Source organism: Agrobacterium sp. CG674, assembly GCF_053521645.1.
Map to the genome: position 1 here is coordinate 831680 of NZ_JBNWDZ010000001.1, position 13154 is coordinate 844833.

Genomic DNA, 13154 nt, shown 5'->3' on the forward strand with positions numbered 1-13154 from the left:
TCGGCTTTGTGTCGTTCCTTTCACAGACGACAAGGGCAACCCATGACAATGACAGATGATTGCGACCTCTCGCTTTACGGCGAGTGGCCGAAGACGTGTGTTTATGGCGCTGACGCTGTGGCACTGGAAACGAAATCTGTTGCTATCGATGCGGCAGCTTCCACCACAGACGGCACCATTGACGGGCCGGATGAGGTTTGGCGGCTGCTGAACGAGATGACGCAGGAAATGCGTGAGCAGTTTCGGTTCTTTCGTGAGTTGCGCGAAGGGGCGGGGGCCGCACTTGAGGGTGTGGCTGATGATGCGGCGGGCAAGCTGGCGCGGGCCGATGTGAAGGCTGCGACCGATGCGATTTCGCTGATCGTCCGCACGCTGGAAAAGATCGACACGCTGCAACGGCAACTGGCCCGAGACCGCGAGACAGTGGCCGAGAGCGAGGCGGATAATCAGGATTATGAGGAGGCCGTGGCCTTCTTCCAGAGGCGGATCGATGAGCTCGTCGAGCAAAAAATGCGGGCAAGACTTGTCGCTGCCGGTCTTTCGCCGGACGAAAACCCGCATGAAGGCGGAAAATGAAGCGGCGCGGTCCAGCGGTATCGCCCTTGATGAGGGTGATGGGATTGGCCGCCATGAGGGCATGCGAGACCGGATGGAAGCGCTTTTGGCACTCAGACATCAGAAACAATTTGCCGCTCGCTTCAACCGCGACTGGCGGTTTGTGGGCAATGATGCGCAGCAACCGCCGCCAGGCGATTGGCGAAACTGGCTGCTGATTGGCGGGCGCGGTTCCGGCAAGACGCGGGCCGGGGCCGAATGGGTTCACCGGATTGCGTCCGCCGGAGACCGTTCCGACCTGCGCATTGCGCTGGTGGCGGAAACGCTGGGGGATGCCCGCGAGGTGATGATTGATGGTGTGTCCGGCATATGCCGGATTGCGCGGAGGAAACGACCGGATTTCGAGGCGTCTCGCCGCAGGCTGGTTTGGCCGAACGGGGCAATGGCGCAGATATTTTCATCCGAAGACCCGGAAAGCCTGCGTGGACCGCAGTTCCACTTTGCCTGGGCCGATGAGTTGGCGAAGTGGCGATACGCGCAGGAAACCTGGGACATGCTGCAATTTGGACTGCGGCTTGGCGAGTACCCGCAGCAACTGATTACGACGACGCCAAGGCCGATACCGCTGCTGAAGACGCTGATGGCGGACCCGGCCAGCCGTGTGGTGCGAATGCGCACCCACGACAATGCCGACAACCTGTCTCCCGGCTTCATCGAGGCCATGATGAAACGCTATGGCGGCACGCGACTGGGGCGGCAGGAGCTGGATGGCGAGCTGATTGCGCAGCGCGACGATGCGCTGTGGAAGCGGGCTGATATTGAGGCCATTTTCGATGAAAAGCCTGACGCTCTCATGCGCATCGTGTTGGCGGTGGACCCGCCAGCGGGAAGCGGCGAGGGCTCCTGCTGCGGCATTGTGGTGGCGGGATTGGGCATTGACGGGCGGCTGTGGGTGCTGGCGGATTGCTCCGTTGAGGGCGCGACGCCTGCCGGTTGGGCAAAGGCCGTGGTGGCCGCCCACCACCGCCATGAGGCCGACCGCGTGGTGGCCGAGGTGAACCAGGGCGGCGAGATGGTGAGCGCCATGCTGAAAAGCATCGACGCCACCCTGCCAGTGACGATGGTGCGGGCAAGCCGGGGCAAGTTTACCCGGGCAGAGCCGATTGCGGCACTTTACGAGCAGGGGCGGGTGCGCCATGCGGGGCGGTTTGACAAGCTGGAGGACCAGATGACGGATTTCGGGCCGGGGGGACTATCCTCCGGCCGCTCTCCAGACCGGCTGGATGCGCTGGTATGGGCGCTGACGGCGCTGGCGATGGAAACCATGGCAGAGCCGAGGGTGCGGGGAATGTGAGAAGGGTGTAACGGGTTTGCGCGGCTTCGGCTTAAACTGCCGATTGCGGGCATGCTTCAAAGAGGGGCACACTGCGCCCCTCTGCCAACTTACTTCTTTGGAGCCTGCGAAGGTTTGGTCTGCGCGGATACTTCGCGCATCTGACGCCACTCGTTTTCAAGACGGTCATAGGTGGTCTGGGAGATCGTCGATGTCATGGCATTCCTCCTCACGGGTGCGGCGCATTCATTGCGCGGTGTGAAACAGAGTAGGGGGCCAGTTGTTCCCGAACTCAAGGTAAATTTTTCCCTTAAATCGGTTCGCAGAAAATAAAATCGATTAGGATTTTTTTAAATCGATTTAACGTGTGTGGATTGATCGAATAAAACCTGTGGTTTAAACTGACAAAGTTCAAGAAGGGTCATGATGGTGTTTGATAGACAGCGTTTCTTTGCAGCGGTTCGCAATGCGCCATTCTCGGGAAAGTTGAGTGGGGGCCAAGTGCAGGGCACTGAGCTGGTGCTGGATGAATTTGAGAGAATTGCACCCGATGGCGATGCGCGGCACCTGGCCTATATGCTGGCGACGGCGTTTCACGAAACAGCGGCGACGATGCAGCCGGTGCGCGAGACATTGGCCGCAAGCGATGATGCGGCTATCATCATTTTAGACCGGGCCTATGCTGCCGGGCGGTTGGGGCAGGTGACGACACCCTATTGGCGGCGCGATGCCGAGGGAAAGAGCTGGCTGGGGCGCGGGCTGGTGCAACTGACGCACAAGCCGAATTACGTGGCGATGTCGGCTGTGACCGGGATCGATCTTGTGGCCAACCCTGATCGTGCGATGGAGCCTGACGTTGCCACCACGATCCTGGTGGACGGAATGCTGCGCGGGAGTTTCACCGGCAGGCGGCTTTCGCAATATTTCAATGCGCAGAGCGAGGACTGGGTGGGTGCGAGAGCCATCATCAACGGGCGTGACCGCGCGGATCTGATCGCCGGATATGGGAAAAGCTTCGGTGCCGCCCTGACAGCCAGCCGGATTGAACCTGCGGCGGTGGGGTGATAGCGATTTCTACCCACAGATTTGCGTCATAGGTGCTTTCATGATCCGCCACATTGTTTTTTTCACCGTGCCCGAAGCCAACCGCGATGCGGTGCGCAAGGGGCTTTCCGGCCTGACCGCGATTTCCCATGCGCTGAAGCTGGAGATTGGCGAGAATGTGAAGAAGGACCAGTGGGGCAATCAGGTCGATTTCATCGTCTATGGCGAGTTTGAAGACGAGGCGGCGCTGGCAGCCTACAAGGCCGACCCGGCCTACCAGCTTTCCACCGAGACGGTGAAGCCGCTGCGCGACACGCGGGTGGCGGCTGATTTCGACAGCGACCGTGCGGTGAAGACGCCGATTGGCTAAGGGGTAAGCCACCGGGCTTGCGCCAGATTTTTCCATAAAGGACAGGATCCATGCGATTTTTTGGTCATCTGCCGTGGCGGCGCCCGGCGGAGCGCGTAGTTGTGCGCGAAGAAAAGGCGGCTGGCGGTTTTCTGGTGCTATCAGGCGAAACGGGCCGGGCGCATTGGTCCGGGCGCGGTTATCAGGCGCTGTCTCGTGAGGGTTTCATGCGCAACCCGGTGGCGCACCGCGCCGCCCGCATGGTGGCGGAGGCTGCGGCTTCCATCAACTGGTTGCTCTATGAGGGCGACCGCGAAATTGGCGAGCATGCGCTGCTGCGCCTTTTGGCACGACCCAACGGGCAGATGAGCGGGCCGGATTTTTTCGAGGCGCTCTACGGCCATCTGCTGTTGTCCGGCAATGCCTATATCGAGCCTGTGATGGTGGGCGAGCGGTTGCGGGAGCTGCATTTGCTCCGGCCTGATCGTGTCAGCATCATTGAAGGGGTTGATGGTTGGCCAGCGGCTTTCGATTACCGTGCCGAGGGGCGCGCTGCACGCAGAATTGCCGCCGACCGGGATGGGATGGGGCTTTTGCACCTGAAGCTGTTCAACCCGCTGGACGACCATTGCGGCTTCTCGCCGCTGGCGGCGGCGGGTGCAGCGCTGGATCTGCACAACGCAGCCAGCGTGTGGAACAAGCGGCTACTGGACAATTCCGCCCGTCCGTCCGGCGCGCTGGTCTACCAGCCTAAGGAGGGCGGCAACCTGACCACCGACCAGTATGAGCGGCTGAAGCGGGAGCTGGAGGAGGGCTATGCCGGGGCGGTGAATGCGGGGCGTCCGCTGCTCTTGGAAGGTGGGCTGGACTGGAAAAGCATGGGCCTTTCGCCCCGCGACATGGATTTCATGGAGGCCAAGAATGGTGCGGCGCGTGACATCGCGCTTTCGCTGGGCGTGCCGCCCATGCTGCTGGGTATTCCCGGCGACAATACCTATGCGAATTATCAGGAGGCGAACCGGGCCTTCTACCGGCTGACGGTGCTGCCGCTGATCAACCGCACGGCGGCGGGGCTTTCCGGCTGGCTGGCACCCCTGTTTGAGGGCGCGGTGCGACTGGAGCCGGATCTGGACCGGATCGCCGGACTTTCCATTGAGCGCGATGCGCTGTGGACGCGGGTGGGGGCGGCTGCATTTTTGAGCGATGACGAGAAGCGCGAGGCGGTGGGGTATTGAGGGGCTGGAGCCTACCTCTCCCCCTGTGGGAGAGGAAGAAAAATCATGATCTTAGCTGCAAGCTAAGTCATAGATTTTTCAGGTGAGGGGTTTGCCGCTTGCGCCGAGGGAGCACCCCTCAATTGCGATTTCTAACGCTTAGCCTGCGGCTAAGACATTGAAATCGCTTTCTCTCCCACAGGGGGAGAGATAACCCGGCGGCACTCTTCAACCAGTTTCTCAAAGCCTGGAATCTCTTTGTGAGGCTATGCCGCCAAGTGATTCCGAAGACTCAACAAAATCGTGACACACGCAAACCCGGTGCTGGGCAACCGGTGCACACCTTCCCCTTACTCTAACCCGGAATGGTTTCTCATGTCTGAATTTGCCAATGAGAGCAGCATCTGGGCTGCTCGTTTTACCGGGGCCGTTGCGGGTGCCGGGGTTTCGCTGATCTATCTGTTGCCGCAGACGCACCATGAGGCAGCGAGTCGGTTTCTGACCGGGCTGGCCTGCGGCATGATTTTTGGTGGGCCAGCGGGACTGTGGATCGTGCAGCGGCTGGATATTGCCGATGGGCTTTCGAGCCAGGAGGTGATGCTGACCGGGTCTGCCGCAGCAAGCCTCTGCGCCTGGTGGGGGCTGGGCGTGATGGTGCGCGTGGCCGAGCGTTACGCGGCCCGCCCCAAGCCCTGACCCGACTTTAACATTTCCCAAAATCGCAGGAGATTTTCATGCACGCTTATCGCGGGCCACGGCCCGCTACGCGCAAATTTGCCAATCTGGAGCTGCGCGGTATTGCCTTTGACGGCACGTTTTCCGGCTATGCCAGCGTGTTTGGCGAGGTGGATCTGGGCCGCGACGTGATCGAGCCGGGGGCTTTCCGCCGCTCCATCGAGGAGCGCGGGGCACCCGGCATTCGGATGCTGTACCAGCACGACCCCAACCAGCCCATCGGCGCGTGGCACACCATTCGTGAAGACGAGCGCGGCCTGTTCGTCGAGGGCGTGCTGGCGCCTGATGTGGCCAGAGCCAAAGAGGTTCATTCGCTGATGAAAACAGGCGCGCTGGACGGGCTTTCCATCGGCTTCCAGACGGTGCGGGCGGGAAAGGTTGCGCGTGGTGGCATTCGCCGCATTCTGGAAGCCGATCTCTGGGAAATTTCCGTCGTGACCTTTCCCATGCTGCCATCCGCCCGGGTTTCCAACGTCAAGCAGGCGCGGTTTTTCCGCGACCGGGAAACCGAGCTTGTGCGCAGCATGCGCCGTGCCGCCAAGACCCTCGCCGATAGCAGCTTCCGGCGTTGAGGCGCGCTTCAATCCCATCCATCACAACAGAGGAAGACCCTATGACAGAACAGACTTGCTTGCAGGCAGTGGCACCGCAGACCAAGGCCGTGCCGGAAACGATGACGGCGGCCTTCGATGATTTCATGGAAGCCTTCGAGGCGTTCCGCGAAACCAATGACCAGCGGCTTGGTGATATCGAGCGCAAGATGACCAGCGACGTGCTGACCCGCGAAAAGCTTGACCGCATCGACAAGGCGCTTGACGATAACAAGCAGGCTATGGACGAGCTTTCGCTGAAGAAGGCGCGGCCTGCGCTGGGTGCGCGTGGTGCGGCATCGGCTCAAACGCAGGAGCACAAGTCGGCCTTCGAGGCCTATATTCGCCGGGGTGACGAGGGTGCGTTGCGCGAGCTGGAGGCCAAGGCCTTTGCGGGCAATGCGGGTGCCGATGGCGGATTTTTGCTGCCGACTGAAACCGACAGCGAGATTGGCAAGCGCATGGCGGTGGTTTCGCCGATGCGTGCGCTGGCCACGGTGCGGCAGGTTTCCGGTGCTGTTCTGAAAAAGCCCTTTGCGCTGGCGGGTCTTTCCACCGGCTGGGTGGCCGAGACCGCAGCGCGCCCGCAGACCAACACGCCACAGCTCGCGGAAATGGCCTTCCCGACCATGGAGCTTTACGCCATGCCGGCGGCGACGCAGGGGCTGCTGGACGATTCCGCCGTGGACATTGAGGCGTGGATTGCCGCCGAAGTGGATGTGGCCTTTGCCGAGCAGGAAGGCACGGCCTTTATTTCCGGCGATGGCGTGAACAAGCCGAAGGGTCTGCTGGCCTATGAGACGGTTGCCAACGCCTCCTATGCCTGGGGCAAGGTCGGCTATCTCGCAACCGGTGCGGCGGGTGCCTTTGCCTCTACCGGGCCGCTGGATGTGCTTGTTGATACGGTCTACTCGCTGAAGGCGGGGCATCGCCAGAACGGCACCTTCCTGATGAACCGCAAGACGCAGTCTGCCCTGCGCCGCTTCAAGGATACGACCGGCAACTACCTTTGGCAGCCGCCAGCCTCTGCGGGGCAGCCCGCCGCGCTGATGGGCTTTCCGGTGGCGGAAGCCGAGGACATGCCGGATGTGGCGGCCAACAGCATGGGTATTGCGTTTGGTGATTTCCGTGCCGGATATCTTGTCGTGGACCGCACCGGCATCCGCATTCTTCGCGACCCCTATTCGGCCAAGCCTTAACTGTTAGTGCAATTTACACTACTTTTGCTGCATCCTAAAAACGCAAGCGCAGCAAGGGCTTAAGGATGCAGCACGAATCACAGAACAGAATGGCTTACTCGTACATTCGTATGAGTACTGAGAAGCAGATCAAAGGCGACAGTATGCGTCGTCAGTTGGAGTGGAGCCAAACCTACGCCGCCCGACATGGATTAGATTTGCAAGATACAAGCGCCTTCGCAGACATTGGTGTGTCCGCTTGGAAAGGCTTGAACCGCAGCAAGGGTCGTCTCGGCGCTTTCATCGAATTGGCCCGCGAAGGTGCGATACCTTCATCCAGTTACCTGCTCATTGAAAACCTTGATCGCCTTTCACGAACAACGCCGCTCGAAGCCCTCGACCTATTCAAAGAAATTCTCCAACTCGGTATAACCGTCGTTGCTCGTGGGGAGTTTGGAGACGAAGAAACTTATACGTGGAACAGCCTCAACTCTAATTCGAACCAGTTGATCAGCACGTTGACCTCGATGTTGCGTGCAAATCGTGAAAGCGAGCGTAAAAGCCAACTGATCCGCAGCGCCATGAAGAACAGGCGAGCAGATGCACGACTAGGGAAGAAGACAAACCAGACGCCGCCGAGTTGGATCACAGCGACAAAGATCACCAAGGGCGAATACGAATATCATCTCAATGATAGGGCCGATGTTGTCCGGTGGATATTCGAGCGCAGCGCAGAGGGTGTCGGCTTTGACCGGATTGCCCGCGACTTGAACGCGAGAGGCGAACCCACGTTGAAACCCAGCAAGCAGGGCTGGTGGCACGCCAACGTTCAGGCAATCGTAACAAGCCGGTCAGCAATTGGTGAATACCAGCCGGGAGAAATGATCGACGGGAAGTACGTCAGTGAAGGTGATCCAATCCTTGACTACTACCCCGCTGTTATCGGCCACGACTTATGGCTTCGCGCACAGAAGATCGTCCACAGGAACAGAAAGGGCGGTCGAGCAGGCACACAGTTCAGCAACCTATTGGATGGTCTTGCGGAATGCGTTCATTGCCGCTCTCGCATGTATATGCTGAACAATAGCCGTAGTGAGAAGCAGTGGAGATATCTTGTTTGCTCTGCAAATTTTCGTAACCTCATGCGTGCTGATGAAGTCACTAGCGAAAATGTCCCGGTATGCCCCACGGGCCGAACCCGTTTCCGCTACGATATGATTGAAAAATCTATTCTCGAAAACGTGACAGAGTTCGGCGGCGATGATCTTCTCAAGCAGGGCAAGGTCACAGCGGAAATCGCGGATATTGACGAAGAACTAGCCAAACTGTCGATGTCACTAATCGACCTCAGAAAGCGCGAGGCTCGACTGACTGAGGTAATCGAAACCGAAGATGGTTCACAAATCGCTGGCCTTTTGAAAGCCTTGAGAGAGCGCACGTTGGAGCGTGAAGACGCAGAGAAGCGTCAGGAAACACTTCGTCATGATCGTGAGGTCATGGCTGCAAAGCACGCGGCTCTTGACCCAGCGAGCGCCATTGAGGCGATGAGAATAGCATGGGAAGCCGCTGATGATGAAACTCGTTATGCTCTGCGAGTTCGAACCAATGCGTCGATGAAGGGGATGATTGATCACGTCGAGTTCGACAGTGAGGGCAACCACTACACAGTTATCATCGAGCAGGGTCGCAGGGCCTACCGTTTCGCCAATGTCAAATTCAAACGTAAGGAATTCAAGAACGTCCCGCAGGTCGCAGACTTCACTCAGCACGCAATTGAAGCGCCATTGGGTGGCTACGGTAGTAATCAACAATCGCCCGAAATGATCGCAACAGCAGAGAGCATTGAACGGCTCAAAGCGTTACCAGTCAAAGACGGTTTGTTGGCAAGAGGAATCAAAAAACTGCGTGTGACCGGTACAATCTTCGGTCGGGAGTTCGATCACATATTGAGTGGCACTCAAGATTTCGCGTCCAGTGACGTGTTTAGGGAAATCTATAAGACTTTGTGGCCGTCGATAGAAGATCGAGCGTCCCATGGGGAGCCTATGAGAGTAGAGTTGAAATCAATGACGCCTCTAGAAGAATAAGAAAAACAGACACTTAAGAGCATTTCTTACTCGCCCTGATACTCAACTGGAAATATTCCTGTTTACGCACTAATGCAAACAGGAGTTGAGCAAATGGGATTTAAGGTCTGGGGTCGAATTGATGGCAAGCGCTTCGAACAAGTGTTCACGAGCGTTGCGGAGTGGCGTGCAGAGCGCAGCATGATCGAACGTGTTGCAGCGGTAGTCGTTCTGGGAATGGCAAGTGTTGAGGTTGCAGCGTGAATATCCTGCTTACACCTGAACTTCGCAAGCATTTACTCGACAACAATGCGTTTGCACGCGAACAAGATCATGTTCCGGTCGTGAAGTGGTTTGCACCCTGGGGTGCTGCGACGTGGATACTCACTGAGATGGAGCAAGACGGAGACACCTGCTTTGGTCTTTGTGATCTCGGAATGGGTGAACCCGAATTAGGCTATGTCAGCCTCAGAGAGATCATGTCGCTCCAAGGCCCATACGGGTTGAAGATCGAGCGAGATGAACACTTCCATCCAACCAAGCCGCTCAGCGCGTATGTCGAGGCTGCTCATCGCGATAGGCGCGTTGTCGAAGTTTAATGAGACTTCGATTTGGCTGTCTGATCCTTCTCGGATTCGGACAGCCTTTTCAATAGATCGCCGAAATCGCCATCATCGGAAACTGGCCGGTCAGACGCGCGTTTGCTGGCCTGTTTGAACATGGAGTGGCCGAGATATTTTGCTAGTTCATGTTGGTGTGACATGTGATCTTCCTGAGTTCCCCACTCAGTCAACTCAAGTACCAGTTGCCGGTTCCAGCCAGAATTATTTTAAATTGTGGATAAACACCGACGACTTACTGATAGTGACGAGCATTGCGATCCTTGAACCGCTCGGCATCCCTGTAATCGGTGTCGTCGATAAAGCGACTGATTTTACCCATGAGGAACCAAGCCCGAATCAATACGATCACGAATGCACCGATAGCCACGTATTGCCAAGTTTCCATCTTCAAGCCTCCGCTACGCAAAAACACAGCGCTATTGCCGTTGATGCCAAAGGGCAACCTCTCATTCAGCCAATGAAAAGCCCGCTTGGAAATGAGCAAACCAAGCGGGCTATCGATCCGAGAGGGAGGAGTAATCCCTATATGCGTGTGGATCAGACGCGCTACCACAACAGCGTCCATTTCTATTTATTGAGATTGCATCGATCCGCGTAGTTCTGCGATCCACTGCGATTTCGTGAGGACACGAACACCAGTATTGCCATCTCGCACGTTGTGGCGATTAAAGCGCTCAGCAATAGCCGTATCACCCAACAGAGCGCCACTCGCTGGTTTGCGTTGTGTCTTTGTGCGCTGACCTATCACGAGGTTCTTCACGCTCCACGATGCCTCTGTGTCGGCCTTTGATATGCAGGAAGTTCCAAACGCCGCTGCAAGGGTTTCGAAGTACGCGGGTGTCTTGAGGAAGAATGCGATCCATTCTTCTGCCGTGATTTCGAATTGCTCTTTGCAGCGCTTCTCACGGTAGTTTCGGAACTGGTGATATTTCTTGCGAAGGATTTGTTCGTCTCTGTTCATGTCCGAAGTATGCAGCCAGTCGAGGGTGAGGGCGATAATGAAATGCCCAAGGGACGTGATTGTCCCTTGGGCTGAGCAGTCAGATGAATTCGTTTCATCCACACGTATTTACGCCTGCATTCAGAGGGTCCACAGGAGGCTCATACAGCGTGGGCTTTTCCTACAGCACTGCGTTGCACGGGAAGCCACAAATGCAGCCAGTGACGCTCCATTGGGCAGGAACTACCGTTTTGCAGGGACAAGCGCTTTGCCTCATTCCGAATGAGGCAGCCGTTTTCTTGGTAGTAATAAAAGGCGCGCATCTATTAAGAATATAATATTGACGCGGAAATTCGAGGTTTTGTATAAATAAAAACGTAATGCTTTTGTCTGGTAAACGAAGTTATTACACTTCGTTGCAGACTAAGCATTTGAATCTTCCTAAAGATACACGGCTATGAAAGTCCTGCTTGTTTTACCAGACGCAAGCAGGACTTTTTCGTATCAACAAAGGAAAGAACAAATGATCACGTCTGGTACACGTAAAACAGCAGCAGAAATCATCGCTTTGATCAAGGAAACCGCTATTGCGAAGGCTGCATCTCAACAAAACGGCTTCAGCCCTGTCATGCAGCAACTCGTGGAAGCAGACCGCGCATCTATTAAGGACAAGCGCGGAAACAACGCATCTAACGCTTTTTTTGTGGATGCAGGCGCGCATCCATTAAGTATTAGAAGTAGAGAGAAGTTACTTAATACATGCGCGCCTGAAGGCGCTGACGACGCATGTAGTGAAGTTGGCTTTTCCGCAAATCAATGTGGAGTGAAGCGCCACGCGGCATCCGCCACGACGGCCAGTGAAGACACGGCTACTTCGCTCTGCTCATCCGCCGAACAAGAACAAGTTGTTAATGGCTGCGCGGACGACACCCCCGACCAGCACGACGACACCACCCACGAACACTTTGATTTCTACGAGATAAAGACGGACCTCTTCGACAACTCCAACAAGGGCAAGAAGTCCACAGTTCACCGGGCAAAACTGATGATCCGATCCGAACCCACAACGTTCGCCAAGGACGCCGATGTGTTCATGTTGGATTTCTACAATCGAAGCCGCGACATCAACAAGCGATTGGCTGAAATGGAGGTTGAGAACGACGAGTGGTATCTGAATTTCAAATTAGAGTTCAGCCGGTATTCCAAGTTGCTCGTGCAATACGAGATCGCTCCAAAGTTGGCGATCCTCAAGGAAATCAACAAAGACGATAAGAGCGCTGACATCATCGCATATGCTGCTGGCATCATGTTCCAGATCGTCAACCAGCCTCCAACGTTGATCCTTTTCTTCGGTGCTAGCCGTTACGAACTGCCGCTGGATTTCGAATTCAACCGCACCTCCGGTAGCCCGATCTACAAGAAGGGTATTTTCCGTGACGCGGCTCGTCAGCACTTGGACGTGGAACTAAGCGCTCCAAAGAAGAAGTTCAAGATCAAGACGATGGCCGATTTCAGCAAATGATCCGTATGAGGGCCAGAACCACGTTCAGGCATAAATAATACGTTAGACATCGCAAAATGAGAAGGAGCCTAAGATGGCACCCAAAGACTACAAACACACACCGGACAGGATTGAGAAAATCCGCCAGTCAAAGGTCGGCAAGAAGCAATCACCAGAGACTATCGCGGCTCGTTTCGCCTACCGTGACACCTCATTTCGGGTGGATGAGGCAGATGCAGTGTTGATTAAAACAGCACTTGAAGGCGCGGAGCGGGCAATCGCAGAAGCGATCTCGTTCTTCGAGGCAAAACTGGATGAGCACGGCAAAGACCGCTGATCACTCGACGAGTCAAAAACAATAAGAAGGTAAAAACCCCAATGAGCATTTCAACTAGCACTTTTGCAGACATTTTCGAAGCGGTTCAAGTCGTCATCGAAACCCATCCCGACACACTGGCACTCGATCCTATTGCGGACCTCAGAGCAAAACCAACCGTGCGTATTCCCTATAAGCGTAAACCCAAGTTGAATGCCTCATCCGCATTCATGACGCTGACGAAGTCGAATAAAAACTGGATCGGCTTGCTGCTTGGCGAGTTGCGTCACTTCGTAACCGGCGCACAACCAGACATTTCGATCATGCATGGCACGGCCAGTGCAAAGAGCAGCACCAAGCGTGCAGCGCAGACATGGTACGAATTCGTTACGGAATTGCATGAGGACAAGATCAACAACCGCAACGACATTAGCGAGGCACAAGCCCGCCAACTCGTCGCATTACTCGCTGAACTCTCCGCAAACGGTCATAAGTTGAAGAACTGCGCTGTGCTGGAATTTCTCGATGAGACAGGGAAGGTGCTGTGATCGTCAGTATCAACGGCGCAGCTTCGTTCACTGTTGCTCACTCCGTGCTCTCGCATATGAAGCCGGTGTATTTGTTAAGGATAAGTAGAAAGTTGAAGTTGGGCAATGAGACCTAAGGCTCTGTTTTAACGATGTTTTTTAGGTTGAGATAATAATCCGCTG

General features: G+C 56.2%; 17 protein-coding genes. 14 read left to right on the plus strand and 3 right to left on the minus strand.

All coding sequences use genetic code 11. The features are described from left to right. The first annotated feature begins 42 nt into the window (after positions 1–42). From ACQZ51_RS04020 to ACQZ51_RS04070, 11 genes are all read left to right on the plus strand, one after another. Positions 43–576, plus strand: a complete 534-nt coding sequence (locus ACQZ51_RS04020) for a hypothetical protein (RefSeq protein WP_448775347.1) — start codon at positions 43–45, stop codon at positions 574–576. A gap of 73 nt (positions 577–649) precedes the next feature. After that, positions 650–1909, plus strand: coding sequence for a DNA-packaging protein (locus tag ACQZ51_RS04025; RefSeq protein WP_448775773.1), 1260 nt, complete (start codon positions 650–652; stop codon positions 1907–1909). 405 nt (positions 1910–2314) lie between these two features. Beyond that, positions 2315–2953: a hypothetical protein gene (locus tag ACQZ51_RS04030; protein WP_448775775.1), complete on the plus strand. Its 639-nt coding sequence runs from the start codon at positions 2315–2317 to the stop codon at positions 2951–2953. Between the two features lie 40 nt (positions 2954–2993). Next, entirely contained in the window at positions 2994–3302 is a 309-nt protein-coding gene (locus ACQZ51_RS04035) for a Dabb family protein (RefSeq protein WP_448775348.1), read from the plus strand. 50 nt (positions 3303–3352) lie between these two features. Next, on the plus strand, positions 3353–4516 hold the full coding sequence (locus ACQZ51_RS04040; protein ID WP_448775349.1) for a phage portal protein: 1164 nt from the start codon (positions 3353–3355) through the stop codon (positions 4514–4516). 354 nt (positions 4517–4870) lie between these two features. Further along, complete coding sequence (locus tag ACQZ51_RS04045; RefSeq protein WP_448775350.1) at positions 4871–5191, plus strand: DUF6107 family protein; 321 nt, start codon at positions 4871–4873, stop codon at positions 5189–5191. 38 nt (positions 5192–5229) lie between these two features. Continuing rightward, a complete protein-coding gene (locus tag ACQZ51_RS04050; protein ID WP_448775352.1) occupies positions 5230–5802 on the plus strand; it encodes an HK97 family phage prohead protease in 573 nt (190 codons plus the stop codon). 41 nt (positions 5803–5843) lie between these two features. Further along, positions 5844–7019, plus strand: a complete 1176-nt coding sequence (locus tag ACQZ51_RS04055) for a phage major capsid protein (protein WP_448775353.1) — start codon at positions 5844–5846, stop codon at positions 7017–7019. Positions 7020–7108: 89 nt separating this feature from the next. Next, positions 7109–9085 (plus strand): recombinase family protein, encoded by a 1977-nt coding sequence (locus ACQZ51_RS04060; RefSeq protein ID WP_448775776.1) that lies wholly within the window; start codon positions 7109–7111, stop codon positions 9083–9085. 93 nt (positions 9086–9178) lie between these two features. Then, the gene (locus tag ACQZ51_RS04065; protein WP_448775354.1) at positions 9179–9328 is read left to right on the plus strand and encodes a hypothetical protein; all 150 of its coding nucleotides are present in this window, start codon (positions 9179–9181) and stop codon (positions 9326–9328) included. Further along, positions 9325–9663, plus strand: a complete 339-nt coding sequence (locus ACQZ51_RS04070) for a DUF2958 domain-containing protein (protein WP_448775356.1) — start codon at positions 9325–9327, stop codon at positions 9661–9663. Before ACQZ51_RS04065 ends, ACQZ51_RS04070 begins: the two co-directional genes overlap by 4 nt. Here the strand turns inward: ACQZ51_RS04070 and ACQZ51_RS04075 are convergent. The 3 genes from ACQZ51_RS04075 to ACQZ51_RS04085 form a co-directional block, all read right to left on the minus strand. Next, positions 9660–9827 (minus strand): hypothetical protein, encoded by a 168-nt coding sequence (locus ACQZ51_RS04075; protein WP_448775357.1) that lies wholly within the window; start codon positions 9825–9827, stop codon positions 9660–9662. The genes ACQZ51_RS04070 and ACQZ51_RS04075 overlap by 4 nt on opposite strands. A gap of 92 nt (positions 9828–9919) precedes the next feature. Next, positions 9920–10240 (minus strand): hypothetical protein, encoded by a 321-nt coding sequence (locus ACQZ51_RS04080; RefSeq protein ID WP_448775358.1) that lies wholly within the window; start codon positions 10238–10240, stop codon positions 9920–9922. Between the two features lie 18 nt (positions 10241–10258). Continuing rightward, positions 10259–10750 (minus strand): hypothetical protein, encoded by a 492-nt coding sequence (locus ACQZ51_RS04085; RefSeq protein WP_448775359.1) that lies wholly within the window; start codon positions 10748–10750, stop codon positions 10259–10261. A 400-nt stretch (positions 10751–11150) separates the two neighbouring features. On the opposite strand from ACQZ51_RS04085, the gene ACQZ51_RS04090 reads away from it, so the two are divergent. The 3 genes from ACQZ51_RS04090 to ACQZ51_RS04100 all read left to right on the plus strand — a co-directional run bounded on the left by ACQZ51_RS04090 (position 11151) and on the right by ACQZ51_RS04100 (position 12992). Next, positions 11151–12149: a hypothetical protein gene (locus tag ACQZ51_RS04090; protein ID WP_448775360.1), complete on the plus strand. Its 999-nt coding sequence runs from the start codon at positions 11151–11153 to the stop codon at positions 12147–12149. Positions 12150–12222: 73 nt separating this feature from the next. After that, on the plus strand, positions 12223–12465 hold the full coding sequence (locus tag ACQZ51_RS04095; RefSeq protein WP_448775362.1) for a hypothetical protein: 243 nt from the start codon (positions 12223–12225) through the stop codon (positions 12463–12465). A gap of 41 nt (positions 12466–12506) precedes the next feature. Beyond that, positions 12507–12992, plus strand: coding sequence for a hypothetical protein (locus ACQZ51_RS04100; RefSeq protein WP_448775364.1), 486 nt, complete (start codon positions 12507–12509; stop codon positions 12990–12992). Positions 12993–13154: the final 162 nt, after the last annotated feature.

Coding starts and splice junctions, on each gene's coding strand:
- ACQZ51_RS04020 (WP_448775347.1), top strand. CDS start 43: ATGACAATGACAGATGATTGCGACCTCTCGCTTTACGGCGAGTGGCCG.
- ACQZ51_RS04025 (WP_448775773.1), top strand. CDS start 650: ATGGAAGCGCTTTTGGCACTCAGACATCAGAAACAATTTGCCGCTCGC.
- ACQZ51_RS04030 (WP_448775775.1), top strand. CDS start 2,315: ATGGTGTTTGATAGACAGCGTTTCTTTGCAGCGGTTCGCAATGCGCCA.
- ACQZ51_RS04035 (WP_448775348.1), top strand. CDS start 2,994: ATGATCCGCCACATTGTTTTTTTCACCGTGCCCGAAGCCAACCGCGAT.
- ACQZ51_RS04040 (WP_448775349.1), top strand. CDS start 3,353: ATGCGATTTTTTGGTCATCTGCCGTGGCGGCGCCCGGCGGAGCGCGTA.
- ACQZ51_RS04045 (WP_448775350.1), top strand. CDS start 4,871: ATGTCTGAATTTGCCAATGAGAGCAGCATCTGGGCTGCTCGTTTTACC.
- ACQZ51_RS04050 (WP_448775352.1), top strand. CDS start 5,230: ATGCACGCTTATCGCGGGCCACGGCCCGCTACGCGCAAATTTGCCAAT.
- ACQZ51_RS04055 (WP_448775353.1), top strand. CDS start 5,844: ATGACAGAACAGACTTGCTTGCAGGCAGTGGCACCGCAGACCAAGGCC.
- ACQZ51_RS04060 (WP_448775776.1), top strand. CDS start 7,109: ATGGCTTACTCGTACATTCGTATGAGTACTGAGAAGCAGATCAAAGGC.
- ACQZ51_RS04065 (WP_448775354.1), top strand. CDS start 9,179: ATGGGATTTAAGGTCTGGGGTCGAATTGATGGCAAGCGCTTCGAACAA.
- ACQZ51_RS04075 (WP_448775357.1), bottom strand. CDS start 9,827: ATGTCACACCAACATGAACTAGCAAAATATCTCGGCCACTCCATGTTC.
- ACQZ51_RS04090 (WP_448775360.1), top strand. CDS start 11,151: ATGATCACGTCTGGTACACGTAAAACAGCAGCAGAAATCATCGCTTTG.
- ACQZ51_RS04095 (WP_448775362.1), top strand. CDS start 12,223: ATGGCACCCAAAGACTACAAACACACACCGGACAGGATTGAGAAAATC.
- ACQZ51_RS04100 (WP_448775364.1), top strand. CDS start 12,507: ATGAGCATTTCAACTAGCACTTTTGCAGACATTTTCGAAGCGGTTCAA.